This is a genomic window from Pseudomonas sp. 5Vm1k, from assembly GCF_056161485.1.
Genome location: NZ_JBSPCZ010000022.1, coordinates 41,347 through 64,573 on the forward strand (window position 1 = coordinate 41,347; position 23,227 = coordinate 64,573).

Here is a 23,227-nt window from a genome sequence, read left to right on the forward strand (position 1 = left end):
GGAGCGTCGCGTTTGCCTAGAGCGCTGTAACAATAAAAACCTATAAAGCTTTATTGACAGGTTGCCCTCGCTGAAAGCTGAACATCTTTGAAGCGTCGCGTTTGCCTAGAGCGCCGTAACAATAAAAACCTATTGAGTTTTTATCGAGACAAGCGCTCGGTTGGCCAGCCAGGCACCTCAGTGCTTACAGGCGGAACTCATGGCCCAGATACACTTCCTTGACCAGTTCGTTGGCCAGGATGGTGGCAGAGTCACCTTCGGCGATCAGTTGGCCGTCGTTGACGATGTAGGCGGTTTCGCAGATATCCAGGGTTTCACGGACGTTGTGGTCAGTGATCAACACGCCAATGCCCTTGGCCTTGAGGTGATGGATGATCTGCTTGATGTCGCCTACCGAAATCGGGTCTACACCGGCGAAAGGTTCGTCGAGCAGGATGAATTTCGGGTTGGTGGCCAGTGCGCGGGCGATTTCCACCCGGCGGCGTTCGCCACCGGACAGGCTCATGCCGAGGTTGTCGCGAATATGGCTGATGTGGAATTCCTGCAGCAGGCTTTCCAGCTCTTTGCGGCGACCGGCCTTGTCGAGTTCCTTGCGGGTCTCGAGGATGGCCATGATGTTGTCAGCCACCGACAGTTTTCGGAAGATCGACGCTTCTTGCGGAAGATAGCCGATACCGGCCTTTGCACGACCGTGCATCGGCTGGTGGCTGACGTCCAGGTCGTCGATCAGGACGCGACCCTGATCGGCCTGTACCAGGCCGACGATCATGTAGAAGCAGGTGGTCTTGCCGGCGCCGTTCGGGCCCAGCAGGCCGACGATCTGACCGCTGTCGATGGACAGGCTGACATCACGTACGACCTGGCGGCTCTTGTAGCTCTTGGCCAGATGCTGAGCTTTCAGGGTTGCCATTAATTGGCCTTTTTCTGGTCGGTTTTCGGCTTCGGCTGGATCACCATGTCGATGCGCGGACGCGCCTCGGTAACCTTGTTACCCGTGGCACGGCCGGCGCTTGCCAGCTTCTTGACCGTGTCGTAGACGATTTTCTCGCCCTGGGTGGTGTTGTTGTCCTTGTCGACAACCTTGGCCTTGTCGATCAGCACGATGCGGTTTTGCGCTGCGTGGTACTGGATGGTCACGCCCCAGCCCTGAACAGGCTTGGTGTCGCCAGCGGTTTGCAGTTGTTCGAAGTAGGCGAGGTTGCCCACCGAAGTCACTACGTCGATCTGGCCGTCCGGGGTGCGGGTGATAGTCACGGTGTTGCCGGTGACCTTCATCGAACCCTGGGTAATGATCACGTCGCCTTTATAAGTGGCAACGCCATTCTTGTCGTCCAGTTGGGCATCGTCGGCCTGAATGCGGATAGGCTGCTCTTGATCGTTCGGCAGAGCCCAGGCGCTCACGCTTCCCAGTGCTGCGCCCAGACTGAGCAAAATAGGGAGAGTTTTAACGAGCCTCATACTGTCCTCTTACGTTCGATAGCAGGTGTATCCTGCTTTCTTTCAAATACGCTTTCATTCCGTTGCCAGTCGACACACCGCCAGCGCCGTCGATTCTAACGGGTTGGTCGGTCTGCGCATATTGCTGCTGCGGGAACACTGTCATGCGGGTGCTGGTAACAATCAATTCACGCTTCTGTTCATCAGTGCGTGCAATGCGTACCGAATCAATCAGCTCTACCTGAGTACCGTCTGCGTTCACTTCGCCGCGCAAACTTGTGACATGCCACGGAAACTCGGTGCCGCGGTACATGTTCAGGTCCGGGTTGGTCAGCAGCGATACGTCGGTTGCCTTGAGGTGCTCGACCTTGTCGGACGTCAGGTCGTATTGCAGACCGCCGTCGGGCAGGTACTGAACGCTGTGGGCATTGAGTGCGTAATAGTCGATCGCACTTTCATCGACTTTGGCGACCTGCTTGTCGAGGAAGCGCTCCGGGCTGATGTTCCAGTAGCCGACCGCGGCGAATATCGCAGCGATGCAGCCGAACAGCAGGAATCTGCGAAACTTTTTGCTCAGAATAAACATAATTGGCTCACAAGTACGCGGCGTTGGCCGCATCTAGGCGGCCCTGGGCGCGCAGGATCAGTTCGCAGAATTCGCGGGCGGCACCTTCGCCGCCACGAGCCTGGGTGACGCCGTGGGCGTGTTCGCGCACGAAACTGGCGGCATTGGCCACCGCCATGCCCAGGCCGACGCGGCGAATCACCGGCAGGTCCGGCAGATCGTCACCGAGGTAGGCAACCTGTTCATAGCTTAGGTTGAGTTGGCCAAGAAGCTCGTCGAGCACCACCAGTTTGTCTTCGCGCCCCTGATACAGGTGGGGAATGCCGAGGTTTTTCGCTCGGCGTTCGACCACCGGGGTTTTGCGACCGCTGATGATAGCGGTCTGCACGCCGGCTGCCATCAACATCTTGATGCCCTGGCCGTCGAGCGTACTGAATGTCTTGAACTCACTGCCGTCTTCGAGGAAGTACAGGCGCCCGTCGGTGAGGACGCCGTCGACGTCGAACACTGCCAGCTTGATGTTCTTGCCGCGTTGCAGCAGGTCGGTGCTCATTACATTACTCCTGCACGCAGCAGGTCGGACAGGTTGAAGGCGCCAATCGGGCGGTCTTCCTTATCGACGACTACCAGTGCGTTGATTCGATGGTCTTCCATGATTTTCAGGGCTTCGGCTGCCAGCATATCGGCCCGGGCAGTCTTTCCATGAACAGTCATAACTTCGTCGATGGTCGTATGGTGGATATCGATGGTCCGGTCGAGGGTGCGGCGCAAGTCGCCGTCAGTGAAAATCCCGGCCAGTTTGCCATCGGCTTCCAGGATCGCAGTCATGCCCAGGCCCTTGCGGGTCATTTCCATCAAAGCGTCCTTGAGCAACGTGCCGCGCTGCACCTGGGGCAGTTCTGCACCTGCGTGCATGACGGTTTCCACTTTCAGCAGCAGGCGTCGGCCAAGCGCACCGCCCGGATGGGAAAACGCGAAGTCTTCAGCGGTAAAACCGCGCGCCTCCAGCAATGCGACGGCCAGGGCATCGCCCATGACCAGCGCGGCGGTGGTCGAGGAGGTCGGCGCCAGGTTCAGAGGGCAGGCTTCGTGCTCCACATGAACGTTGAGATTGACTTCGGCGGCCTTGGCCAGCGGGGAGTCGGGGTTGCCGGTCATGCTGATCAACTGGATGCCCTGACGCTTGATCAGCGGCAGCAGCGTAACGATTTCATTGGTGGAGCCGGAGTTCGACAACGCCAGGATGATGTCATCGCGGGTGATCATGCCCATGTCACCGTGGCTGGCTTCGGCCGGGTGAACGAAGAACGCCGTGGTGCCGGTGCTGGCCAGGGTGGCGGCAATCTTGTTGCCGATGTGCCCGGATTTGCCCATGCCGAGCACGACCACGCGGCCCTTGCTGGCCAGAATCATCTCGCAAGCGCGTACGAAATCTGCGTCGATATGGGGCAACAAGCCGTTTACGGCTTCCACTTCGAGGCGGATGGTGCGTTGTGCCGATTGAATCAGGTCGCTGGATTGGCTCATGTCAGAATCGTATAGCCCGATGAAAAGGCGGCGATTATAGCGGTAATGATCGAAACCCTCACGCTAGTTCGTCGTGCTTTGTCATTCCCTGTTACCGAAACCCTCTAAATAGAAGCTTTTACCCTGTCATGTTGCTGAACATGGCCCGGCTTGGGCCTTTGGCGCTTGCCCGTTGCAGTGATATAGTTCGCCGCCAGTTCGGCCCGCCCGGGGAGGTATGTGCTTTCGTCAGAGAGCCAGGCGTCCGAGTGAGAGGCTGCATCGCAAGGAGTTTAGATGAGTGCCGATAACGCCTACGCGGTCGAGCTGAAGGGACTGACCTTCAAGCGCGGTACGCGCAGCATTTTCAATAACGTCGATATCCGCATCCCGCGCGGCAAGGTCACCGGCATCATGGGTCCTTCCGGGTGTGGCAAGACCACGCTGTTACGGCTGATGGGCGCACAGTTGCGACCTACCAGCGGCGAAGTCTGGGTCAACGGCCAAAATTTGCCCAAATTGTCTCGCAGCGACTTATTCGATGCGCGCAAGCACATGGGCGTGCTGTTTCAGAGCGGCGCGCTGTTTACCGATCTCGATGTGTTCGAGAACGTTGCCTTTCCGCTGCGCGTTCATACCGAGCTGCCGGAAGAAATGATCCGCGACATCGTCCTGCTCAAATTGCAGGCCGTGGGTTTGCGTGGCGCCATCGACCTGATGCCGGACGAATTGTCCGGCGGCATGAAGCGTCGCGTTGCATTGGCCCGGGCCATTGCCCTCGATCCGCAGATCCTCATGTATGACGAGCCCTTCGTGGGGCAGGACCCGATCGCCATGGGCGTGCTTGTGCGCCTGATCCGCCTCCTCAATGACGCGCTGGGCATCACCAGTATCGTGGTTTCCCACGATCTGGCGGAGACGGCGAGCATTGCTGACTACATCTATGTAGTCGGTGAAGGGCAAGTGTTGGGGCAGGGCACGCCTGAAGAGCTGATGAACTCGCAAGAGCCGCGTATCCGTCAATTCATGACAGGCGAACCCGATGGTCCGGTCGCTTATCACTTTCCAGCGACGGATTACCGCGCAGATCTTCTGGGGAAGCGCTGATGCGCAAGATTTCGTTAATAGAAAGAGTGCGCCGGTTCGGCCACGCGGCGATCGATGCCGTCGGGGTGTTCGGACGTGCGGCGATTTTCCTGTTTCATGCATTGCTGGGTCGCGGCGGAATTGGCGGCGGTTTCGGCTTGCTGATCAAACAACTGCATTCGATCGGCGTGATGTCCCTGGTGATCATCGTGGTTTCCGGGGTGTTCATCGGCATGGTGTTGGCGCTGCAAGGCTTCAACATCCTGTCCAGCTACGGTTCGGAGCAAGCTGTCGGGCAGATGGTTGCCCTGACGTTGCTGCGTGAGCTGGGGCCAGTGGTGACCGCATTGCTGTTCGCCGGGCGTGCCGGTTCGGCCCTGACCGCCGAAATCGGCAACATGAAGTCCACCGAGCAGTTGTCCAGTCTGGAAATGATTGGCGTCGACCCGCTCAAGTACATCGTTGCCCCGCGCCTGTGGGCCGGTTTCATTTCCCTGCCGGTGCTGGCAATGATTTTCAGCGTCGTCGGGATCTGGGGCGGTTCGTGGGTGGCAGTCGACTGGCTGGGCGTCTATGACGGCTCCTACTGGGCGAACATGCAAAACAGCGTGACGTTCAATGGCGACGTGCTCAACGGCATCATCAAAAGCATCGTTTTCGGGTTTGTCGTGACCTGGATTGCCGTATTCCAAGGCTATGACTGCGAGCCCACTTCCGAGGGAATCAGTCGTGCCACAACCAAGACCGTGGTGTATGCCTCTTTGGCAGTGCTCGGCCTGGACTTTATTCTGACCGCCTTGATGTTTGGAGATTTCTGATGCAAAACCGCACCCTGGAAATCGGTGTCGGCCTTTTCTTGCTGGCTGGCATCCTGGCTTTGCTGCTGCTTGCGCTGCGAGTCAGTGGCCTGTCCCCGACTACAAACGCCGAAACGTATAAACTTTATGCGTACTTCGACAATATCGCCGGTTTGACTGTCAGAGCTAAAGTGACCATGGCCGGTGTGACCATCGGCAAGGTCACGGCGATCGATCTGGACCGCGACAGCTTCACCGGCCGGGTGACCATGCAATTGGAAAAGCGCGTAGATAATCTGCCGACTGACTCCACTGCATCTATCCTGACGGCTGGCCTGTTGGGCGAGAAGTACATTGGTATCAGCGTGGGCGGGGAACAAGCCTTGCTCAAGGATGGTGGGACCATCCACGACACCCAGTCGTCGCTGGTGCTTGAAGACCTGATCGGTAAATTTCTGCTCAATACCGTTAGCAAAGACGCCAAATGAGGAGCTTTTGAATGATCTCTACCTTGCGACGTGGCCTGTTGGTTTTACTGGCGGCCCTGCCGTTGATGGCTAACGCCGTGGCGGCGCCTTCGGCGCACGATCTGGTTCAGGACACCACGACCCGGATGCTCGCCGACCTGTCCGCCAACAAAGCGAAGTACAAGCAGGATCCCGCAGACTTTTACACGGCGCTGAACACTATCGTCGGGCCTGTGGTGGATGCCGAAGGTATTTCCAAGAGCATCATGACGGTCAAGTATTCGCGCAAAGCCACACCAGCGCAGATGCAGACGTTCCAGGAAAACTTCAAGAAAGGCCTGTTCCAGTTCTATGGCAACGCCTTGCTTGAGTACAACAACCAGGGCATCACCGTTGACCCTGCCAAGGATGAGTCCGGAGAACGGACCAGCGTTGGCATGACGGTCAAGGGCAGCAATGGCGCGGTTTATCCAGTGCAGTACACACTCGAGAAGATCAATGGCGAGTGGAAACTGCGCAACGTGATCATCAACGGCATCAACATCGGCAAGCTGTTCCGCGATCAGTTCGCTGACGCGATGCAGCGCAATGGCAACGACCTGGACAAGACCATCAACAATTGGGCCGGGGAAGTCGCTAAAGCCAAGGAAGCCACCGAGAAGCACTCCACCGAGAAGCAGTCCCAATGAGTGAGTCGGCCGTTCGCATGAGCGAAACCGGCGAGTTGCTGCTCAGCGGCGTGCTGGATTACCGCACCGGCCCTGACTTGCGCAAGCACGGTCAGGCGCTGATCAAGTCCAGCACCGCCACTGCGGTGGTGGTTGATTGTTCGGCGGTGGTGAAGTCCAGCAGCGTAGGCTTGTCGTTGCTGCTGTGCTTCATGCGCGATGCCCAGGCGGCCGGCAAGGCCCTGAGCATCCGCGCAATGCCCGAAGACATGCGCGAAATCGCTCAGGTCAGCGAATTGACCGAGCTGTTGGCGCACCCCTAACGACATCCATTAAAGAAGCCCCCCGTCAGAGTCCTGTGAATGCGGGGTTCGCAGGCGCGGGGCTTTTTTGTATGATGTCCGACCCGTGCGCACAGGGCGCCGATTGAGGTTGAGCATGCAGGCCGTAGAAGTGAAGAGCTTTCTCGAAGGAAAGCTGCCGGGAACTCAAGTCGAAGTTGAAGGCGAAGGCTGCAACTTTCAGCTGAATGTGATTAGCGATGAACTGGCGGCGTTGAGCCCGGTGAAGCGTCAGCAGCAGATCTATGCCCATTTGAACCCATGGATCACCGATGGCAGCATCCATGCGGTCACTATGAAATTTTTCAGCAGCGCGGCCTGGGCCGAGCGCACCTGAGCCCAAGGGCGTCGAGATTCTTATGGATAAATTGATTATTACCGGTGGCGTTCGTCTTGATGGCGAAATCCGCATTTCCGGGGCAAAGAACTCTGCCCTGCCGATCCTGGCCGCCACTTTGCTGTGCGATGGCCCGGTGACTGTGGCCAACCTGCCGCACCTGCACGACATCACCACCATGATCGAGCTGTTCGGTCGCATGGGTATCGAGCCGGTGATCGATGAGAAGCTGAGCGTCGAAATCGACCCTCGCACCATCAAGACCCTGATCGCACCGTACGAACTGGTGAAAACCATGCGTGCCTCGATCCTGGTGCTCGGTCCGATGGTTGCCCGTTTCGGCGAAGCCGAAGTCGCACTGCCTGGCGGTTGCGCCATCGGTTCGCGTCCGGTCGACCTGCACATCCGTGGTCTTGAAGCCATGGGCGCGGTCATCGACGTCGAAGGCGGCTACATCAAGGCCAAGGCGCCAGAAGGCGGCTTGCGCGGTGCGCACTTCTTCTTCGACACCGTCAGCGTGACCGGTACCGAAAACATCATGATGGCCGCTGCTCTGGCCAAGGGCCGCAGCGTCCTGGCCAACGCCGCGCGCGAGCCTGAAGTCATCGACCTGGCGAACTTCCTGATCGCCATGGGTGCCAAGATCACCGGTGCCGGCACTGACACCATCACCATCGATGGCGTTGAGCGTCTGCACCCGGCCACCTACAAGGTGATGCCGGACCGTATCGAGACCGGCACCTACCTGGTCGCGGCAGCCGTGACCGGCGGTCGTGTGAAGGTCAAGGACACCGATCCGACCATCCTCGAAGCCGTTCTGGAAAAACTTCGTGAGTCGGGTGCCGAAATCACCTGCGGCGACGACTGGATCGAGCTGAACATGCACGGCAAGCGGCCAAAAGCCGTCAACGTGCGGACCGCTCCGTACCCGGCGTTCCCGACCGACATGCAGGCGCAGTTCATCTCCCTCAATGCGATTGCCGAAGGCACTGGCGCAGTGATCGAGACGATCTTCGAAAACCGTTTCATGCACGTGTACGAGCTGCACCGCATGGGCGCCAAGATCCAGGTTGAAGGCAACACTGCCATCGTGACCGGCACCGAGAAGCTCAAAGGCGCGCCAGTCATGGCCACCGACCTGCGTGCTTCGGCCAGCCTGGTGATCTCGGCGCTGATCGCTGAAGGTGACACCCTGATCGATCGCATCTACCACATCGACCGTGGTTACGAGTGCATCGAAGAGAAACTGCAGATGCTCGGCGCCAAGATCCGCCGCGTGCCGGGCTAGTTTCTGCTGCAATTGTGGCGAGGGAGCTTGCTCCCGTTGGACTGCGCAGCAGTCCCGCTGTTGGGGCCGCTTCGCGACCCAGCGGGAGCAAGCTCCCTCGCCACAGTTTGCTGTTAACTGATTTGCTTCATCGAGGCTGTGATGGCCTCGATGTGTGTCCGGCGCCGTTTGCGACCGGGCATGAGTACCTTGATAAGGACTGACGTTTCCCATGTTGACCATCGCACTGTCCAAGGGCCGCATCCTTGACGACACCCTGCCGCTTCTGGCTGAAGCGGGCATCGTGCCGACCGAGAATCCGGACAAGAGCCGCAAGCTGATCATCCCCACGACCCAGCCTGACGTACGTCTGCTGATCGTGCGCGCCACCGACGTGCCGACTTATGTCGAGCATGGTGCCGCGGACCTGGGCGTCGCCGGTAAAGATGTGCTGATGGAATATGGCGGCCAGGGTCTCTACGAGCCACTGGACCTGCGAATCGCCCTGTGCAAGTTGATGACTGCCGGCAAGGTCGGTGCCATCGAGCCCAAGGGCCGCCTGCGCGTCGCCACCAAGTTCGTCAACGTTGCCAAGCGTTACTACGCCGAGCAGGGTCGTCAGGTCGATATCATCAAGCTTTACGGCTCGATGGAGCTGGCGCCGCTGATCGGTCTGGCCGACAAGATCATCGACGTGGTCGACACCGGCAATACGCTGCGGGCCAATGGCCTGGAGCCACAGGATTTCATCGCTGACATCAGCTCCCGGCTGATCGTCAACAAAGCTTCGATGAAAATGCAGCACGCCCGTATCCAGGCGTTGATCGACACCCTGCGCAAGGCAGTGGAGTCTCGACACCGCGGCTGATTCACCTGCGCGACGTTAAGTCGCGCCCGTCTATCCGCCTCATAGCCAGAATTCTCAGGTGCCCAAGCGGAAACGACTGCTAAGTTAGGGCGCCTGAGTTTTTGCCATTCCTATGAGGCTCTCGCTATGACCGCACCGACTGCAATTCGCCGACTCAACGCTGCTGACCCGGATTTCGCGCATCATCTGGATCATCTGCTGAGCTGGGAAAGTGTGTCTGACGACTCGGTCAATCAGCGGGTGCTGGACATCATCAAGGCTGTGCGCGAGCGTGGCGATGCGGCGCTGGTGGAATTCACCCAGAAGTTCGATGGCCTGCAAGTCGCGTCCATGGCGGACCTGATTCTGCCGCGCGAACGCCTGGAACTGGCCCTGACCCGCATCACCATGCCCCAGCGCGAAGCCCTGGAAAAAGCCGCGGCCCGGGTGCGCAGCTACCACGAGAAACAAAAGCAGGATTCCTGGAGCTACACCGAAGCCGATGGCACGGTGCTGGGCCAGAAGGTCACGCCGCTTGATCGCGCTGGTTTGTACGTGCCGGGCGGCAAGGCGTCGTACCCGTCGTCGGTGCTTATGAATGCGATTCCGGCCAAAGTGGCCGGCGTGACCGAAGTGGTCATGGTCGTGCCGACCCCGCGCGGCGAACTCAATGAACTGGTGCTGGCCGCGGCCTGCATCGCTGGCGTGGACCGGGTGTTCACCATCGGCGGCGCGCAAGCGGTAGCGGCGCTGGCTTACGGCACTGAAAGCGTGCCGAAGGTCGACAAGGTTGTCGGCCCGGGCAACATCTATGTCGCCACCGCCAAGCGCCACGTGTTCGGCCAGGTCGGTATCGACATGATTGCCGGCCCGTCGGAAATCCTCGTGGTGTGCGACGGCCAGACCGATCCGGACTGGATCGCCATGGACCTGTTCTCCCAGGCCGAGCACGACGAAGACGCCCAAGCGATTCTGGTCAGCCCGGACGCCGAGTTCCTCGACAAGGTCGCCGCGAGCATCACCAAACTGCTGCCGACCATGGAACGCGCCGAGATCATCGAAACCTCGATCAACGGCCGTGGCGCCTTGATCCTCGTGCGTGACATGGAACAAGCCATCGAAGTGGCCAACCGTATTGCGCCGGAGCACCTGGAATTGTCGGTCGCTGACCCGCAAGCCTGGTTGCCGCAGATCCGTCACGCCGGCGCGATCTTCATGGGCCGCCATACCTCCGAAGCCCTGGGCGATTACTGCGCCGGGCCGAACCACGTGTTGCCGACCTCCGGCACCGCGCGTTTCTCTTCGCCGCTGGGTGTGTATGACTTCCAGAAACGCTCGTCGATCATCTTCTGCTCCGAGCAGGGTGCTTCCGAACTGGGCAAGACCGCGTCCGTGCTGGCCCGTGGCGAGTCGCTGACCGCTCACGCCCGTAGCGCCGAATACCGCATCGTTGACGATCAAAAGGGGAAATGAAGATGAGTAAATTCTGGAGCCCGTTTGTCAAGGATCTGGTGCCTTACGTACCGGGCGAGCAGCCGAAGCTGGCGAAACTGGTGAAGCTCAACACCAATGAAAACCCCTACGGCCCGTCGCCCAAAGCCTTGGCCGCGATGCAGACCGAACTGAACGACAACCTGCGTCTGTACCCGGACCCGAACAGCGATCTGCTGAAGAGCGCCGTGGCCAAGTACTACGGCGTACAGAGCAATCAGGTATTCCTCGGCAACGGTTCCGATGAAGTCCTTGCGCACATTTTTCACGGCTTGTTGCAACACGACAATCCGGTGTTGTTCCCGGACATCAGCTACAGCTTCTACCCGGTCTACTGCGGGTTGTACGGCATTGCGTTCGACGCGGTGCCGCTGGATGCGCAGTTCCAGATCAACCCGGCGGACTACGGCAAGCCAAACGGCGGGATCATTTTCCCGAACCCGAACGCCCCGACCGGTTGCCTGTTGGCGCTGGACGCCGTTGAGCAAATCCTCAAGGCCAGCCCTGATTCGGTGGTGGTCGTCGATGAAGCCTATATCGACTTCGGCGGCGAAACCGCAATCAGCCTGGTGGACCGTTACCCGAACCTGCTGGTGACCCAGACCCTGTCCAAGTCCCGCTCCCTGGCGGGCCTGCGGGTCGGTCTGGCGGTGGGGCATCCGGACCTGATCGAAGCGCTGGAGCGGATCAAGAACAGCTTCAACTCCTACCCGCTGGATCGTCTGGCGAATGTCGGGGCAGCGGCAGCGTTCGAAGATCGCGAATACTTCGACAAGACTTGCCGCCTGGTCATCGAGAATCGCGAGAAGGTTGTCGCGCAGTTGGAAGCGAAGGGCTTTGAAGTGCTGCCGTCGGCGGCCAACTTCATTTTTGCCCGGCATCCGCAGCACGATGCGGCAGGGCTGGCGGCGAAGTTGCGTGAGCAGGGTGTGATCGTTCGGCACTTCAAGCAGGAGCGGATTGCCCAGTTCCTGCGAATCTCCATCGGCACGCCAGAGCAAAACCAGGCACTGATCGACGGCCTCGGCGACCTCTAACACACCACGGAACCCAATGTGGGAGCGGGCTTGCTCGCGAAGACGGCAGCACATCCAGCAATGATGTGACTGACATACCGCTTTCGCGAGCAAGCCCGCTCCCACATTGGTTTGTGGTGGTGCTTACTCTTCTTCCTTGACCGGCGCCGGTGGCGGACGCAGGCCAATCTCGGCGCTCAGCTTGAGCTCCTTGCCGTTACGCATCACCTGGATCGTGACCTTGTCGGTCGGTTTGATCCGCGCCACCTGGTTCATCGAGCGGCGGCCATCACCGGCCGGTTCGCCATCGATACTGAGGATCACGTCGCCCAATTGCAGGCCGGCCTTCTGTGCCGGACCGTCACGGAAAATCCCCGCCACCACAATCCCCGGACGCCCGGACAAGCCGAACGATTCAGCCAGTTCCTGGGTCAGCGGCTGCACTTCAATCCCGAGCCAGCCACGAATCACCTGGCCGTGTTCGATGATCGACTTCATTACTTCCATCGCCAGTTTGACCGGGATCGCGAAACCAATGCCTTGAGAGCCACCGGATTTGGAGAAGATTGCAGTGTTGATGCCGGTCAGGTTGCCGTTGGCATCCACCAGTGCACCACCGGAGTTGCCAGGGTTGATTGCGGCGTCGGTCTGGATGAAATCTTCGTAGTTGTTCAGGCCCAGTTGATTACGCCCAGTGGCGCTGATGATGCCCATGGTCACGGTCTGGCCGACGCCGAACGGGTTGCCGATGGCCAGCGCGACGTCGCCGATGCGGATGTTGTCGGAACGGCCGATGGTGATCGCCGGCAGGGTCTTCAGGTCGATTTTCAAAACCGCGAGATCGGTTTCCGGGTCGCTGCCGATCACTCGGGCCAGGGTTTCACGGCCATCCTTGAGTGCCACGACAATCTGGTCGGCGCCAGTGGTCACGTGGTTGTTGGTCAGGATGTAACCTTCCGGGCTCATGATCACGCCGGAACCCAGGCTCGACTCCATGCGCTTCTGCTTGGGCGAATTGTCGCCAAAGAAGCGGCGGAACTGCGGGTCTTCGAACAGCGGATGGTTCGGTTTATTGATGACTTTGGTGGTGTACAGATTGACCACCGCCGGCGCGGCGATGACCACGGCATCGGCATAGGACACCGGTCCCTGTTGCACGCTGGTGGTTTGCGGAGCTTGTTGAAGATTGACGTCGAGGCTCGGAAGCCCGACCCACTGCGGGTAACGCTGGATTATCAACAGAGCGATAAGCACGCCGGCCAACAGCGGCCAGCCGGAAAAACGCAGCGCCTTAAGCATTAAGCAAGTCCTGGAAAGGTTGCAGGTGGTATGAGACCGCCCATAATGTCGCGCATTATACGAGGCGAGCGCGCCTCTGAACGGGATATTTAGGAGTCTTTTATGGCCGTCGCCTTGAGCACCCTGGTCGAAGAAGCCGACCGTTACCTTAACAGTTCAAAGATTGCCGACTACTGCCCGAATGGCTTGCAGGTCGAAGGTCGTCCGCAGGTGATGCGCATCGTCAGCGGCGTCACCGCCAGCCAGGCGTTGTTGGACGCGGCGGTCGAGGCCAAGGCCGATCTGGTGCTGGTGCATCACGGCTATTTCTGGAAGGGCGAGAACCCGTGCATCACCGGCATGAAGCAGCGCCGCCTGAAAACCCTGCTCAAGCACGACATCAGTCTGCTGTCTTATCACTTGCCGCTGGACTTGCACCCGGATGTTGGCAACAACGTGCAGCTTGCGCGTCAGTTGGACATCACTGTCGAAGGCCCGCTGGACCCTGACAACCTGAAAGTCGTCGGACTGGTCGGCTCGTTGAGCGAACCGATGAGCCCCCGGGACTTTGCCCGTCGCGTGCAGGAAGTCATGGGGCGCGAGCCGTTGCTGATTGAAGGCAGCGAGATGATTCGTCGCGTTGGCTGGTGCACCGGTGGTGGTCAGGGCTATATCGATCAGGCTGTTTTAGCGGGTGTCGATCTGTACCTCAGCGGCGAAGCGTCCGAGCAGACCTTCCACAGCGCCCGGGAAAACGACATCAGCTTTATTGCTGCCGGTCATCACGCTACCGAGCGCTACGGGGTTCAGGCCTTGGGCGACTACCTGGCGCGCCGGTTTGCCCTGGAACACATCTTCATCGATTGTCCGAACCCGATCTGACATCGTTGTCCCTCTGTAGGAGCGAGGCTTGCCCGCGAAGAACGATTACATGGTGCCTCAGGTAAACCGCGTTATCGTTCTTCGCGGGCAAGCCTCGCTCCTACAAGGGCCATAGCCCAAACGAGGGGGTATATTCATATACCCTTTCGATCTAGTTGGCGTCCTGATTAGAAGAGGGCCGCTGTGCTAGGATTCCCCGCTCGAACACGGCCCGCTGGCCGTCCATAAGATCGTTTTCGTGAGTAGCCATGGTCGACAAACTGACGCATCTGAAACAGCTGGAGGCCGAAAGCATCCACATCATCCGCGAGGTCGCCGCCGAGTTCGATAACCCGGTGATGCTGTACTCCGTTGGTAAAGACTCCGCCGTGATGCTGCACCTTGCGCGCAAGGCATTCTTCCCGGGCAAACTGCCGTTCCCGGTGATGCACGTCGACACCCGGTGGAAGTTCCAGGAAATGTACGCATTCCGCGACCGCATGGTCGAAGAACTCGGCCTGGACCTGATCGTCCACGTCAACCCCGATGGCGTCGCGCAGGGTATCAACCCGCTGACCCACGGCAGTGCCAAACACACCGACATCATGAAAACCGAAGGCCTGAAACAGGCCCTCGATAAGTATGGTTTCGACGCCGCTTTCGGTGGTGCCCGCCGCGATGAAGAGAAGTCCCGTGCCAAAGAGCGCGTGTATTCCTTCCGCGATACCAAGCACCGCTGGGACCCGAAAAACCAGCGTCCAGAGTTGTGGAACGTCTACAACGGCAACGTCAACAAGGGCGAATCCATTCGTGTGTTCCCATTGTCGAACTGGACCGAGCTGGATATCTGGCAGTACATCTACCTCGAAGGCATTCCGATCGTGCCGCTGTATTTCGCCGCCGAGCGCGACGTTATCGAGATGAACGGCACCTGGATCATGATCGACGACGAACGCCTGCTCAATCACCTGAGCGACGAAGACAAGGCGCGCATCGTCAAGAAAAAGGTCCGTTTCCGTACGCTGGGCGACTACCCGTTGACCGGTGCGGTCGAGTCCGAGGCCACCAGCCTGACCGACATCATTCAGGAAATGCTCCTGACGCGAACTTCCGAACGCCAGGGCCGGGTCATCGACCACGATGGCGCAGGCTCGATGGAAGAAAAGAAACGTCAGGGTTATTTCTAAGGGGTTGTCATGTCGCACGTATCTGATTTGATCAGCGAGGACATCCTCGCCTACCTGGGCCAGCACGAACGCAAGGAAATGCTGCGCTTTCTGACCTGTGGCAACGTCGACGACGGCAAGAGCACCCTGATTGGGCGCCTGCTGCACGACTCCAAAATGATCTACGAAGATCACCTGGAAGCCATCACCCGCGACTCGAAAAAAGTCGGCACCACCGGCGAGGATATCGACCTGGCTTTGCTGGTCGACGGCCTGCAGGCCGAACGGGAGCAGGGCATCACCATTGATGTCGCTTACCGCTATTTCTCCACCGCCAAGCGCAAATTCATCATCGCCGACACCCCGGGCCATGAGCAGTACACCCGCAACATGGCCACCGGTGCGTCCACTTGTGACCTGGCGATCATCCTGGTGGATGCCCGTTACGGCGTGCAGACCCAGACCCGTCGCCACAGCTTCATTGCCTCGTTGCTCGGCATCAAACACATCGTGGTCGCCATCAACAAGATGGACCTCAATGGCTTCGATGAAAGCGTGTTCGAGTCGATCAAGGCCGATTACCTGAAGTTTGCCGAAGGCATCGCGTTCAAGCCGACCACCATGGCGTTCGTGCCGATGTCAGCCCTGAAGGGCGACAACGTGGTGAACAAGTCCGAGCGCTCGCCGTGGTACACCGGCCAGTCGCTGATGGAAATTCTCGAAACCGTCGAGATCGCCAACGACCGCAACTACACCGACCTGCGTTTCCCGGTGCAGTACGTCAACCGTCCGAACCTGAACTTCCGTGGTTTCGCCGGCACCCTGGCCAGCGGCATCGTGCACAAGGGCGACGAAGTCGTGGTGCTGCCGTCGGGTAAGAGCAGCCGCGTGAAATCCATCGTCACCTTCGAAGGTGAGTTGGAGCACGCAGGTCCGGGTCAGGCAGTAACGCTGACCATGGAAGACGAGATCGATATCTCTCGCGGCGATTTGCTGGTGCACGCCGACAACCTGCCGCAAGTGACTGACGCCTTCGACGCCATGCTGGTGTGGATGGCCGAAGAACCGATGCTGCCGGGCAAGAAATACGACATCAAACGCGCCACGTCCTACGTGCCGGGTTCGATCACCAGCATCGTCAACCGCGTTGACGTGAACACTCTGGAAGAAGGTCCGGCCAGTTCGCTGAACCTGAACGAGATCGGTCGGGTCAAGGTCAGCCTCGACGCTGCCATCGCACTGGACGGCTACGCGAGCAACCGCACCACCGGTTCGTTCATCGTTATCGATCGCTTGACCAACGGCACCGTTGCGGCGGGCATGATCATCGCTCAGCCATTGGCTCATGGTGGCAGTGCGCACCATGGCAAACTGGCGCACGTCGCTACCGAAGAACGCGCCCAGCGCTTCGGCCAGCAACCGGCTACCGTATTGTTCAGCGGCTTGTCCGGTGCAGGCAAAAGCACCCTGGCTTACGCGGTTGAACGCAAGTTGTTCGACATGGGCCGTGCGGTGTTTGTACTGGATGGCCAGAACCTGCGTCATGACCTGAACAAAGGTCTGCCGCAGGATCGTTCCGGGCGTACCGAGAACTGGCGTCGTGCGGCGCACGTTGCACGTCAGTTCAACGAAGCCGGTTTGCTGACGCTGGCGGCATTTGTTGCGCCAAGCGCCGAAGGTCGCGAGCAAGCCAAGGACCTGATCGGCAAGGAACGTCTGCTGACGGTCTACGTCCAGGCCTCGCCAGCGGTCTGCGCCGAGCGTGATCCGCAAGGTCTGTACGCGGCGGCCGGGGACAACATCCCGGGCGATTCCTTCCCGTATGACGTGCCGCTGGACGCCGACCTTGTGGTCGATACCCAGTCGCTGTCGCTGGAAGAAAGCGTCAAGCAAGTGCTGGATCTGCTGCGTCAGCGTGGCGCGATCTAAGCGTTAGCTGCTCATAAAAAACCCGCCGATGAGTGATCATCGGCGGGTTTTTTTGTGTCCGGTGATTTTCCAATGTGGGAGCGGGCTTGCTCGCGAATACGGACTGACATTCAACATTGTTGTCGACTGACACACCGCTTTCGCGAGCAAGCCCGCTCCCACAGGGGATCAGTGTTTGCCTGGGTATTCGCGATGCATCTGCCCCAGCAACGCATCCTTGTCTTCCCATAGCTGATTGATCCAGCCCTGAAACTGCAATCGATACTCGCCATCCTGGTCGTAATTCTTGCCAATGAACTGCGGCGGTATCTTCAGCTCCTGAAAATGCACCACCACATCCTTCACGTTCCCGCAAAGCAAATCCCAATACCCAGGACGGCCAGCAGGGTAGTGAATGGTCACGTTGACGATGGACTCCAACTGCTCACCCATCGCATCCAGCACAAACGCAATGCCACCGGCCTTGGGCTTGAGCAAGTACTTGAACGGCGATTTCTGCTGGGCGTGCTTGCCCTCGGTGAAGCGCGTGCCTTCGACGAAGTTGAAAATCCCCACCGGGTTGTTGCGAAACTTGTCGCAGGTCTTGCGGGTGGTTTCCAGGTCTTTGCCTTTCTTCTCCGGGTGCTTTTCCAGGTAGGCCTTGGAGTAGCGTTTCATGAACGGGAAGCCGAGCGCCCACCACGCCAGGCCAATCACCGGGACCCAAATCAGCTCTTGTTTAAGAAAGAACTTCAACGGCTGGATGCGCCGGTTGAGCACGTATTGCAGCACCATAATGTCGACCCAGCTCTGGTGGTTGCTGGTGATCAGGTACGAGTGCTTATAGTCCAGCCCTTGAAGACCACTGAGGTGCCAGCGGGTGCGACAGACCAGGTTCATCCAGGCCTTGTTATTGCTGATCCAGGCTTCGTGGGTATGGCCCATCAGCCAGCGGGTGAAACGCTGGGTGAGGGCGAAGGGCAGCACTTTGAACAGCGCCACTATGAACAGAAACGAGCACAGCAAAATCGTGTTCAGTGCCAACAGCAGCGAGGCGATCACGCCACGCACGGGTGCAGGTAGGAATTGCAACATTTAAAGGTCCAGAGGTCGGTTGGCAGCTTGGATCGCGGTCAGCGCGATGGTGTAGACGATGTCGTCGACTTGCGCGCCGCGCGGCAGGTCGTTCACCGGCTTGCGCAGGCCTTGCAACATCGGGCCGAGGCTCACGCAATCGGCGCTGCGTTGCACGGCTTTGTGGGTGGTGTTGCCGGTATTCAGGTCGGGGAACACGAACACCGTGGCGCGACCGGCGACCTGACTGTTCGGCGCCAATTGCTTGGCCACGGTTTCGTTGGCGGCGGCGTCGTACTGCAACGGGCCGTCGATCAGTAGCGAGTTCTGTTGTTCGTGGGCGAGCAACGTCGCTTCGCGGACCTTCTCGACTTCTTCGCCACTGGCGGATTCACCGCTGGAGTAGCTGATCATCGCCACACGTGGAGTGATGCCAAATGCTGCGGCCGAGTCGGCACTTTGCAGCGCGATCTCGGCCAGTTCGCTGGCACTCGGGTGCGGGTTCATCACGCAATCGCCGTAGACCAGCACTTCTTCCGGGAACAACATGAAGAACACAGACGACACCAGGGTGCAGCCCGGCGCAGTCTTGATCAGTTGCAGGGCCGGGCGGATGGTGTTGGCGGTGGAGTGAATGACCCCGGACACCAGGCCATCGACTTCATCCAGCGCCAGCATCATGGTGCCGATCACCACGGTGTCTTCCAGTTGTTGCTCGGCCATCGGCGCGTTGAGGCTTTTGCTTTTGCGCAGGGCCACCATTGGCTCGATGTAATTGCCGCGAATCAGGTCCGGGTCAAGAATCTCCAGCCCCGGCGGCAACTCGATACCTTGGGCGCGGGCCACGGCTTCAACATCTTCCGGTTTGGCCAGCAACACGCAACGGGCGATGCCACGGGCCTGGCAGATCGCGGCGGCTTGCACAGTCAGCGGCTCGCTGCCTTCGGGCAACACGATGCGCTTGTTGGCAGCCTGGGCGCGCTGAATCAATTGATAACGGAACACCGCCGGCGACAGGCGCATTTCCCTTGGCGTGCCGCAGCGCTGATGCAGCCACTTGGCGTCGAGGTGACTGGCGACGAAGTCGGTGATGATCTCCGCTCGCTCGCGGTCGTCGATCGGGATTTCCTTGTTCAGTCCATTCAACTGGTTGGCGGTGTCGTAGGAGCCGGTGCTCACCGACAACACTGGCAGGCCCGCCTGCAAGGCGCCGCGACAGAGGTCCATGATCCGAGGGTCGGGCAGGGTGTCGCTGGTCAGCAACAGGCCGGCCAGGGGCACGCCGTTCATGGCGGCGAGGCTGACAGCGAGGATGATGTCGTCGCGATCACCCGGGGTCACCACCAGCACACCGGGCTTGAGCAGCTCCACGGTGTTACGCATGGTGCGGGCGCAGATGATGATTTTGGTCATGCGCCGGGTTTCGTAGTCACCGGCATTGAGAATCTGCGCGCCCATCAGGTCGGCCACATCGCGGGTGCGCGGGGCGTTCAGTTCCGGCTGGAACGGAATGCAGCCCAGCAAGCGGAAGTCGCCACTGCGCAGCAACGGCGAGTGTTCCTTCAAGCGTGAGGCGAAGGCCTCCATGCTTTCGTCGGTCTTGACCTTGTTGAGGATCACGCCGAGGACTTTCGGGTCTTTCGGCCCGCCGAATAACTGCGCCTGCAATTCCACCCGGCCGGACAGCTCGGTCAGCACTTCGTTTTCCGGTGCCGAGACCAGGATCACTTCGGCGTCGAGGCTTTTGGCCAAGTGCAGATTGACCCGCGCGGCGTAACTGGCGCTGCGGGTCGGGACCATGCCTTCAACAATCAGCACATCTTTACCGACGGCCGCCTGCTGATACAGGGTGATGATTTCTTCGAGCAATTCATCCAGCTGACCGTCACCGAGCATGCGCTCGACATGAGCCAGACCCAGCGGTTGCGGCGGCTTGAGGCCGTGGGTGCGCGCCACCAGTTCGGTGGAGCGCTCAGGGCCGGTGTCGCCCGGATGGGGCTGGGCAATCGGTTTGAAAAAGCCGACTTTCAGCCCGGCTCGCTCAAGGGTACGCACCAGCCCGAGGCTGATGGAGGTCAGACCCACACCAAAATCGGTGGGCGCGATAAAAAAAGTTTGCATGCGGATTCTCTGGAGGTGCATGTGGGCGGCCCGTGTGGCCTTTGCTGTCAGTCAAATTTGGCGCCTGAAATCCATATCCTGCGTTGCTGCTCCTCCCCATAGCGAGCTATGACTCGTCGCAGCGCCGGATTCCAGGCATCCGAATTTGATCTGACGCAAAGGCCGTACGGGCCGCCAGGTGACGGCCTATGACTGGTCGTCTACCGAAATTCAGTCGCCAAGGTTATCGCTAACCGAGCCTTGTGCGCACCAACCGCAAGCAAAGGGCTGGCCTATTTTTTCAATACGTTGCGCCGGGTCCAGGACCCAGGCCCGGGATTGCCAGGGCGGCTGATGGCGCAGGTGTTGGGTATGGCCACAGGAAAGCTCAGCCACCCAATGTCCATCCTCGTCCTGGTGAAAACCTGTGACCGTTGAGGGTTTCATCTCAATCCGTCTGTCCGGGTTGTGTTCGCTTTCGGGCGATTGCTTCGCTAAACTCGTTCTTTCTATATTCTTCTGCAAAAGGTCTCGCCCCATGCTGATCGCCGCCAATAAGGCTGTCTCCATCGACTATACCCTGACCAACGACGCTGGTGAGGTCATCGACAGCTCCGCCGGCGGCGCGCCGCTGGTCTACCTGCAAGGCGCAGGTAACATCATCCCGGGCCTGGAAAAAGCCCTGGAAGGCAAAACCGTCGGTGACGAACTGACCGTTGCCGTAGAACCTGAAGATGCTTACGGCGAATACGCTGCCGAACTGGTCAGCACCCTGAGCCGCAGCATGTTCGAAGGCGTCGACGAACTGGAAGTGGGCATGCAGTTCCACGCTTCCGCGCCGGACGGCCAGATGCAGATCGTCACCATCCGCGATCTGGACGGCGACGATGTCACCGTCGACGGCAACCACCCGTTGGCCGGTCAGCGCCTGAATTTCCAGGTCAAGATCGTCGACATCCGTGACGCCAGCCAGGAAGAAATCGCTCATGGTCACGTCCATGGCGAAGGTGGCCATCACCACTGATTTCTGCGCTAAGCTCAGAGAACTGGAGAGGCGCCCGAGGGCGCCTTTTTAGTCCGCGGCTGTCCCTGGCGGCACCGTCGAGTGGCTGTTTCGAGAAGAACACGGGAATTTGGAGTTCGTCATGAGTGCTTTCCACGACCTTAAATTGACAGCCCTGGATGGTCAGGAGCTACCTCTGGCGCCCTTCAAGGGGCACGTCGTGCTGGTGGTCAACGTTGCCTCCAAATGTGGTTTGACCCCACAGTACGCGGCACTGGAAAACCTCTACCAGCAATACAAAGGTAAAGGCTTCAGCGTGCTGGGCCTGCCGTGCAACCAGTTTGCCGGGCAGGAACCGGGCACCGAGCAAGAGATCCAGGAATTCTGCAGCCTCAACTATGGCGTGACTTTTCCGTTGTCCAGCAAGCTGGAAGTCAACGGTCATGAACGTCATCAGTTGTACCGTTTGCTGGCGGGCGAGGGCGCGGAGTTTCCAGGGGACATCACCTGGAACTTCGAGAAATTCCTGCTGGGTAAAGACGGACGCGTTCTGGCGCGGTTTTCGCCACGCACGGCACCGGATGATCCGACGATCATCCATGCGATTGAAAAAGCGCTGAGCTGATTCCCCTGTACCTGTAGGAGCGAGGCTTGCCCGCGAAGGCGTCGTGTCTTCAACATTGATAGCGACTGACCTGACGCCTTCGCGAGCAAGCTTCGCTCCTACGGTTCATCTATCTTTTGATCCTTAATCACCCAAATCAATAGTGCTGTTCAAGGCTGGCAACTCTCCATATTATCGCCGTCATAAAGTCATTTCCTCGTGGAGCGTCCCATGCCCGTCAAAGCCTTGTTCAAACCGTTCCACCTCGGCACCCTCGAACTGCCGACCCGCGTCGTCATGGCGCCGATGACCCGCTCCTTTTCCCCGGGCGGAGTACCCAATTCCAAAGTTATCGAGTACTACCGTCGCCGCGCCGCTGCCGGCGTAGGCCTGATCATCACTGAAGGCACCACCGTTGGGCACAAGGCCTCTAACGGTTACCCGAACGTGCCGCATTTTTACGGTGAAGCGGCGCTGGCCGGCTGGAAGAAAGTTGTCGACGCGGTGCACGCCGAAGGCGGCAAGATCGTTCCGCAACTGTGGCATGTGGGCAGTGTGCGTCGTATCGGCACCGAGCCGGACGCCAGCGTTCCAGGTTACGGCCCGTCGGAAAAACTCAAGGACGGTCAGGTCGTGGTTCACGGCATGACTAAGCAAGATATCCAGGACGTGATCGCCGCCTTCGCCCAGTCTGCCAAAGACGCGCAAAGCATCGGCATGGACGGCGTGGAAATCCACGGCGCCCACGGCTATCTGGTAGACCAGTTTTTCTGGGAAGGCACCAATCAGCGCACCGACGAATACGGCGGCAGCCTGGCCAACCGTTCGCGTTTCGCCATTGAATTGATTCAAGCCGTGCGCGCGGCGGTGGGCGAAGGTTTCCCGATCATCTTCCGTTTCTCCCAGTGGAAGCAGCAGGATTACACCGCGCGCCTGGTGCAAACGCCGGAAGCCTTGGGTGAGTTCCTCAAGCCGTTGTCCGACGCGGGTGTGGATATTTTCCACTGCTCGACGCGACGTTTCTGGGAGCCGGAGTTCGACGGTTCCGAACTGAACCTGGCAGGCTGGACCCGCAAGCTCACCGGCAAGCCAACCATCACCGTGGGCAGCGTGGGCCTGGACGGCGAGTTCCTGCAATTCATGGTCAACACCGACAAAATCGCCCAACCGGCCAGCCTGGAAAAACTGCTGGAGCGTTTGAACAACGATGAGTTTGATCTGGTGGCGGTAGGTCGTGCGTTGCTGGTGGACCCGGACTGGGCGCAGAAGGTGCGTGATGGTCGTGAGGAAGACATCCTGCCGTTCAGTCGTGAGGCGTTGATGACGCTGGTTTAACTGTGGCGAGGGGGCTTGCCCCCGTTGGGCCGCGAAGCGGCCCTGAAACCCGAACTCGCAGTTCTTCAGAAAC

25 protein-coding genes are annotated in these 23,227 nt (G+C 59.4%); 16 read left to right on the forward strand and 9 right to left on the reverse strand.

Annotation, left to right across the window (positions count from 1 at the left end; translation table 11 throughout):
* Positions 1 to 184 precede the first annotated feature (184 nt).
* The 5 genes from lptB to ACWIKB_RS29085 are packed head-to-tail and all read right to left on the reverse strand — an operon-like array spanning position 185 to position 3,529.
* Positions 185 to 910 carry an LPS export ABC transporter ATP-binding protein gene (lptB, locus tag ACWIKB_RS29065; RefSeq protein WP_054049904.1) on the reverse strand — a complete coding sequence of 242 codons (726 nt, stop codon included), beginning with the start codon at positions 908 to 910 and terminating at the stop codon, positions 185 to 187.
* Positions 910 to 1,458, reverse strand: coding sequence for a lipopolysaccharide transport periplasmic protein LptA (gene lptA, locus ACWIKB_RS29070; RefSeq protein ID WP_475270966.1), 549 nt, complete (start codon positions 1,456 to 1,458; stop codon positions 910 to 912). Before lptA ends, lptB begins: the two co-directional genes overlap by 1 nt.
* Positions 1,445 to 2,017 (reverse strand): LPS export ABC transporter periplasmic protein LptC, encoded by a 573-nt coding sequence (lptC, locus tag ACWIKB_RS29075; RefSeq protein WP_475271003.1) that lies wholly within the window; start codon positions 2,015 to 2,017, stop codon positions 1,445 to 1,447. The genes lptA and lptC overlap by 14 nt, the downstream gene beginning before the upstream one ends.
* A gap of 13 nt (positions 2,018 to 2,030) precedes the next feature.
* On the reverse strand, positions 2,031 to 2,555 hold the full coding sequence (locus ACWIKB_RS29080) for a KdsC family phosphatase (RefSeq protein WP_475270967.1): 525 nt from the start codon (positions 2,553 to 2,555) through the stop codon (positions 2,031 to 2,033).
* Positions 2,555 to 3,529: a KpsF/GutQ family sugar-phosphate isomerase gene (locus ACWIKB_RS29085; RefSeq protein ID WP_475270968.1), complete on the reverse strand. Its 975-nt coding sequence runs from the start codon at positions 3,527 to 3,529 to the stop codon at positions 2,555 to 2,557. Before ACWIKB_RS29085 ends, ACWIKB_RS29080 begins: the two co-directional genes overlap by 1 nt.
* Before the next feature lie 276 nt (positions 3,530 to 3,805).
* On the opposite strand from ACWIKB_RS29085, the gene ACWIKB_RS29090 reads away from it, so the two are divergent.
* The 10 genes from ACWIKB_RS29090 (at position 3,806) to hisC (ending at position 11,846) form a co-directional block, all read left to right on the forward strand.
* Positions 3,806 to 4,615 carry an ATP-binding cassette domain-containing protein gene (locus tag ACWIKB_RS29090; RefSeq protein ID WP_054049897.1) on the forward strand — a complete coding sequence of 270 codons (810 nt, stop codon included), beginning with the start codon at positions 3,806 to 3,808 and terminating at the stop codon, positions 4,613 to 4,615.
* Positions 4,615 to 5,412: a lipid asymmetry maintenance ABC transporter permease subunit MlaE gene (gene mlaE, locus ACWIKB_RS29095; protein WP_475270969.1), complete on the forward strand. Its 798-nt coding sequence runs from the start codon at positions 4,615 to 4,617 to the stop codon at positions 5,410 to 5,412. Before ACWIKB_RS29090 ends, mlaE begins: the two co-directional genes overlap by 1 nt.
* Positions 5,412 to 5,879, forward strand: coding sequence for an outer membrane lipid asymmetry maintenance protein MlaD (gene mlaD, locus ACWIKB_RS29100; RefSeq protein ID WP_475270970.1), 468 nt, complete (start codon positions 5,412 to 5,414; stop codon positions 5,877 to 5,879). The genes mlaE and mlaD overlap by 1 nt, the downstream gene beginning before the upstream one ends.
* An 11-nt stretch (positions 5,880 to 5,890) precedes the next feature.
* Positions 5,891 to 6,547, forward strand: coding sequence for an MlaC/ttg2D family ABC transporter substrate-binding protein (locus ACWIKB_RS29105; RefSeq protein ID WP_475270971.1), 657 nt, complete (start codon positions 5,891 to 5,893; stop codon positions 6,545 to 6,547).
* Positions 6,544 to 6,849, forward strand: coding sequence for an STAS domain-containing protein (locus tag ACWIKB_RS29110; RefSeq protein ID WP_475270972.1), 306 nt, complete (start codon positions 6,544 to 6,546; stop codon positions 6,847 to 6,849). The genes ACWIKB_RS29105 and ACWIKB_RS29110 overlap by 4 nt, the downstream gene beginning before the upstream one ends.
* Before the next feature lie 115 nt (positions 6,850 to 6,964).
* Positions 6,965 to 7,204 carry a BolA family protein gene (locus ACWIKB_RS29115; protein ID WP_046052891.1) on the forward strand — a complete coding sequence of 80 codons (240 nt, stop codon included), beginning with the start codon at positions 6,965 to 6,967 and terminating at the stop codon, positions 7,202 to 7,204.
* Between the two features lie 22 nt (positions 7,205 to 7,226).
* The gene (gene murA / locus ACWIKB_RS29120; protein ID WP_054049887.1) at positions 7,227 to 8,492 is read left to right on the forward strand and encodes a UDP-N-acetylglucosamine 1-carboxyvinyltransferase; all 1,266 of its coding nucleotides are present in this window, start codon (positions 7,227 to 7,229) and stop codon (positions 8,490 to 8,492) included.
* Positions 8,493 to 8,703: 211 nt separating this feature from the next.
* A complete protein-coding gene (gene hisG / locus ACWIKB_RS29125; protein ID WP_092273233.1) occupies positions 8,704 to 9,339 on the forward strand; it encodes an ATP phosphoribosyltransferase in 636 nt (211 codons plus the stop codon).
* A gap of 126 nt (positions 9,340 to 9,465) precedes the next feature.
* Positions 9,466 to 10,791 (forward strand): histidinol dehydrogenase, encoded by a 1,326-nt coding sequence (gene hisD / locus ACWIKB_RS29130; RefSeq protein ID WP_475270973.1) that lies wholly within the window; start codon positions 9,466 to 9,468, stop codon positions 10,789 to 10,791.
* A 2-nt stretch (positions 10,792 to 10,793) separates the two neighbouring features.
* On the forward strand, positions 10,794 to 11,846 hold the full coding sequence (gene hisC / locus ACWIKB_RS29135; protein ID WP_475270974.1) for a histidinol-phosphate transaminase: 1,053 nt from the start codon (positions 10,794 to 10,796) through the stop codon (positions 11,844 to 11,846).
* A gap of 123 nt (positions 11,847 to 11,969) precedes the next feature.
* On the opposite strand, the gene algW is transcribed toward hisC, so the two are convergent.
* Complete coding sequence (algW, locus tag ACWIKB_RS29140) at positions 11,970 to 13,124, reverse strand: Do family serine endopeptidase AlgW (protein WP_054049878.1); 1,155 nt, start codon at positions 13,122 to 13,124, stop codon at positions 11,970 to 11,972.
* A gap of 102 nt (positions 13,125 to 13,226) precedes the next feature.
* On the opposite strand from algW, the gene ACWIKB_RS29145 reads away from it, so the two are divergent.
* The 3 genes from ACWIKB_RS29145 (at position 13,227) to cysN (ending at position 17,059) form a co-directional block, all read left to right on the forward strand.
* Entirely contained in the window at positions 13,227 to 13,985 is a 759-nt protein-coding gene (locus tag ACWIKB_RS29145; RefSeq protein ID WP_054616127.1) for a Nif3-like dinuclear metal center hexameric protein, read from the forward strand.
* A 248-nt stretch (positions 13,986 to 14,233) separates the two neighbouring features.
* Positions 14,234 to 15,151, forward strand: coding sequence for a sulfate adenylyltransferase subunit CysD (gene cysD / locus ACWIKB_RS29150; protein WP_054049875.1), 918 nt, complete (start codon positions 14,234 to 14,236; stop codon positions 15,149 to 15,151).
* Positions 15,152 to 15,160: 9 nt separating this feature from the next.
* Entirely contained in the window at positions 15,161 to 17,059 is a 1,899-nt protein-coding gene (cysN, locus tag ACWIKB_RS29155) for a sulfate adenylyltransferase subunit CysN (protein WP_475270975.1), read from the forward strand.
* Between the two features lie 168 nt (positions 17,060 to 17,227).
* Here cysN and ACWIKB_RS29160 read toward each other — a convergent pair whose 3' ends face one another.
* The 3 genes from ACWIKB_RS29160 to ACWIKB_RS29170 form a co-directional block, all read right to left on the reverse strand.
* Positions 17,228 to 18,133, reverse strand: a complete 906-nt coding sequence (locus ACWIKB_RS29160; protein ID WP_475270976.1) for an acyltransferase — start codon at positions 18,131 to 18,133, stop codon at positions 17,228 to 17,230.
* Positions 18,134 to 20,233 (reverse strand): phosphate acetyltransferase, encoded by a 2,100-nt coding sequence (gene pta / locus ACWIKB_RS29165; protein ID WP_475270977.1) that lies wholly within the window; start codon positions 20,231 to 20,233, stop codon positions 18,134 to 18,136.
* 210 nt (positions 20,234 to 20,443) lie between these two features.
* Entirely contained in the window at positions 20,444 to 20,782 is a 339-nt protein-coding gene (locus ACWIKB_RS29170; RefSeq protein WP_475270978.1) for a DUF3565 domain-containing protein, read from the reverse strand.
* Between ACWIKB_RS29170 and ACWIKB_RS29175 the strand changes: the two genes are divergently transcribed.
* From ACWIKB_RS29175 to ACWIKB_RS29185, 3 genes are all read left to right on the forward strand, one after another.
* Complete coding sequence (locus ACWIKB_RS29175) at positions 20,751 to 21,236, forward strand: FKBP-type peptidyl-prolyl cis-trans isomerase (RefSeq protein WP_145252538.1); 486 nt, start codon at positions 20,751 to 20,753, stop codon at positions 21,234 to 21,236. The two genes, ACWIKB_RS29170 and ACWIKB_RS29175, sit on opposite strands and share 32 nt — an antisense overlap.
* A 121-nt stretch (positions 21,237 to 21,357) precedes the next feature.
* Positions 21,358 to 21,840 carry a glutathione peroxidase gene (locus tag ACWIKB_RS29180; protein ID WP_475270979.1) on the forward strand — a complete coding sequence of 161 codons (483 nt, stop codon included), beginning with the start codon at positions 21,358 to 21,360 and terminating at the stop codon, positions 21,838 to 21,840.
* 210 nt (positions 21,841 to 22,050) lie between these two features.
* On the forward strand, positions 22,051 to 23,154 hold the full coding sequence (locus ACWIKB_RS29185) for an NADH:flavin oxidoreductase (protein ID WP_054049862.1): 1,104 nt from the start codon (positions 22,051 to 22,053) through the stop codon (positions 23,152 to 23,154).
* Positions 23,155 to 23,227 lie beyond the last annotated feature (73 nt).

Excerpts from the sequence above, each read along its gene's own strand:
- ACWIKB_RS29180 (WP_475270979.1), top strand. The coding sequence starts at position 21,358 with ATGAGTGCTTTCCACGACCTTAAATTGACAGCCCTGGATGGTCAGGAG.
- ACWIKB_RS29175 (WP_145252538.1), top strand. The coding sequence starts at position 20,751 with ATGCTGATCGCCGCCAATAAGGCTGTCTCCATCGACTATACCCTGACC.
- ACWIKB_RS29080 (WP_475270967.1), bottom strand. The coding sequence starts at position 2,555 with ATGAGCACCGACCTGCTGCAACGCGGCAAGAACATCAAGCTGGCAGTG.
- pta (WP_475270977.1), bottom strand. The coding sequence starts at position 20,233 with ATGCAAACTTTTTTTATCGCGCCCACCGATTTTGGTGTGGGTCTGACC.
- cysN (WP_475270975.1), top strand. The coding sequence starts at position 15,161 with ATGTCGCACGTATCTGATTTGATCAGCGAGGACATCCTCGCCTACCTG.
- ACWIKB_RS29170 (WP_475270978.1), bottom strand. The coding sequence starts at position 20,782 with ATGGAGACAGCCTTATTGGCGGCGATCAGCATGGGGCGAGACCTTTTG.
- algW (WP_054049878.1), bottom strand. The coding sequence starts at position 13,124 with ATGCTTAAGGCGCTGCGTTTTTCCGGCTGGCCGCTGTTGGCCGGCGTG.
- hisG (WP_092273233.1), top strand. The coding sequence starts at position 8,704 with ATGTTGACCATCGCACTGTCCAAGGGCCGCATCCTTGACGACACCCTG.
- ACWIKB_RS29145 (WP_054616127.1), top strand. The coding sequence starts at position 13,227 with ATGGCCGTCGCCTTGAGCACCCTGGTCGAAGAAGCCGACCGTTACCTT.
- cysD (WP_054049875.1), top strand. The coding sequence starts at position 14,234 with ATGGTCGACAAACTGACGCATCTGAAACAGCTGGAGGCCGAAAGCATC.
- ACWIKB_RS29110 (WP_475270972.1), top strand. The coding sequence starts at position 6,544 with ATGAGTGAGTCGGCCGTTCGCATGAGCGAAACCGGCGAGTTGCTGCTC.
- mlaE (WP_475270969.1), top strand. The coding sequence starts at position 4,615 with ATGCGCAAGATTTCGTTAATAGAAAGAGTGCGCCGGTTCGGCCACGCG.
- ACWIKB_RS29160 (WP_475270976.1), bottom strand. The coding sequence starts at position 18,133 with ATGTTGCAATTCCTACCTGCACCCGTGCGTGGCGTGATCGCCTCGCTG.
- ACWIKB_RS29115 (WP_046052891.1), top strand. The coding sequence starts at position 6,965 with ATGCAGGCCGTAGAAGTGAAGAGCTTTCTCGAAGGAAAGCTGCCGGGA.
- ACWIKB_RS29090 (WP_054049897.1), top strand. The coding sequence starts at position 3,806 with ATGAGTGCCGATAACGCCTACGCGGTCGAGCTGAAGGGACTGACCTTC.
- murA (WP_054049887.1), top strand. The coding sequence starts at position 7,227 with ATGGATAAATTGATTATTACCGGTGGCGTTCGTCTTGATGGCGAAATC.
- hisD (WP_475270973.1), top strand. The coding sequence starts at position 9,466 with ATGACCGCACCGACTGCAATTCGCCGACTCAACGCTGCTGACCCGGAT.
- hisC (WP_475270974.1), top strand. The coding sequence starts at position 10,794 with ATGAGTAAATTCTGGAGCCCGTTTGTCAAGGATCTGGTGCCTTACGTA.
- ACWIKB_RS29105 (WP_475270971.1), top strand. The coding sequence starts at position 5,891 with ATGATCTCTACCTTGCGACGTGGCCTGTTGGTTTTACTGGCGGCCCTG.
- ACWIKB_RS29185 (WP_054049862.1), top strand. The coding sequence starts at position 22,051 with ATGCCCGTCAAAGCCTTGTTCAAACCGTTCCACCTCGGCACCCTCGAA.
- ACWIKB_RS29085 (WP_475270968.1), bottom strand. The coding sequence starts at position 3,529 with ATGAGCCAATCCAGCGACCTGATTCAATCGGCACAACGCACCATCCGC.
- lptA (WP_475270966.1), bottom strand. The coding sequence starts at position 1,458 with ATGAGGCTCGTTAAAACTCTCCCTATTTTGCTCAGTCTGGGCGCAGCA.
- mlaD (WP_475270970.1), top strand. The coding sequence starts at position 5,412 with ATGCAAAACCGCACCCTGGAAATCGGTGTCGGCCTTTTCTTGCTGGCT.
- lptB (WP_054049904.1), bottom strand. The coding sequence starts at position 910 with ATGGCAACCCTGAAAGCTCAGCATCTGGCCAAGAGCTACAAGAGCCGC.